This is a genomic window from Enterobacter sp. CGMCC 5087 (assembly GCF_003144775.1).
Classification (GTDB): Bacteria; Pseudomonadota; Gammaproteobacteria; order Enterobacterales; family Enterobacteriaceae; genus Enterobacter; species Enterobacter cloacae_M.
In genome coordinates, this window is sequence record NZ_QFXN01000294.1 from 1 (window position 1) to 1,149 (window position 1,149).

Sequence of the window (1,149 nt, forward strand, 5' to 3'; positions counted from 1 at the left end):
ATAAATGCCCCGTATGGGGAAGGCGGCCGTTTCCTCTCCCGCCAGCATGTCCGACAGCGTCGTCTGCACGAACGACTGGAGTCCTGCAAGCTGGCGTAAAAACAGGAATGCCTCTGTCGGTGGCGTTTGCGACGGAGAGTGCAACAGGGTGGCACTCAGCGCTGTGTTAAGCTGGCTGAGCCAGAGATCCCAGAAGGTCTCCAGCTCGCCGGGCCATGCGGTTTTCTCCGCCAGGTCAGGGCTGAAGCTCACGCCCAGCAGCGACTGTCGGGTCTGTGCATCGAGCTTGCGGAAAAAATCCCCTGCGCCGTGCAGCGTATCGATGTGCGTGAGGACCACATACACCGGCAGCCGGGTCTGCAGCTCATCAGCAATATCCATCAGACGGGTACGCAGCACCTGGGCGCTGGCATGTCTGGCCGAGGTTCCCATCCTCGCAAGCTCACCCAGATCAAGCGTCAGGATCAGACCATTAAGCGGCTGGCGTCGACGGTGCGCTTTTAGCCACGTCAGCAAATGCTGCCACAGGCGGGCATTCTGCTCATTCTGATCTTCCGTTCCCCGTCCCGTCTGGAGCAGGAGATCACCGTCGGGATCGACGATGACCGCTCCGTCTCCCAGCCAGCAATCCACCTTCTGTCCGTCCTGCAGGGAGCGTAATGCATTGTACAGACGGGCATTGAGTTTGTTCGGCGGGCAGGCGCGGTGCAGCAGGCTGCTCTTGCCACTGCCCGGAAGACCAAGCATCATGTACCAGGGTTTACCGTACACGGCACCCTGACCAGGCAGCGCCTTCAGCGCCTGTGCCCAGCGGTCCAGGAACCGTTGCTGGCCGTCAACAAACACCTGCAGCGGATCTTTTTGCCGGCTCTCCTGTAGTCGTTGCGCCTGCCGTGCGCTGCGCATATTGCGTCCTACCCGCCATAGCATGACAATACAGGCCAGCCACAGCCATCCCAGCGTAAATAATCCCCGTGACCAGAGAGAGGCCAGGGGTTTCACGTCATGAAACGTGAAAAGAGGTCCTGCCCACCAGACGGCCACCAGGATGATGACCCAGAGCACCGCCGCAAACAGCAGCCAGGAGAAGGTGACTTTCTGCAGCCCCTGGCGCAAAAAAACGATAATGTGTTTCAGCATAATTTCCGT

Annotated in this window: 1 protein-coding gene; it reads right to left on the reverse strand. The window is 59.7% G+C overall.

The annotated features are described in order from the left end of the window. A partial coding sequence (locus DEO48_RS24795) for a type VI secretion protein IcmF/TssM N-terminal domain-containing protein (protein ID WP_309136851.1) occupies nt 1-1,140 on the reverse strand: 1,140 nt, incomplete at its 3' end. Nucleotides 1,141-1,149: the final 9 nt, after the last annotated feature.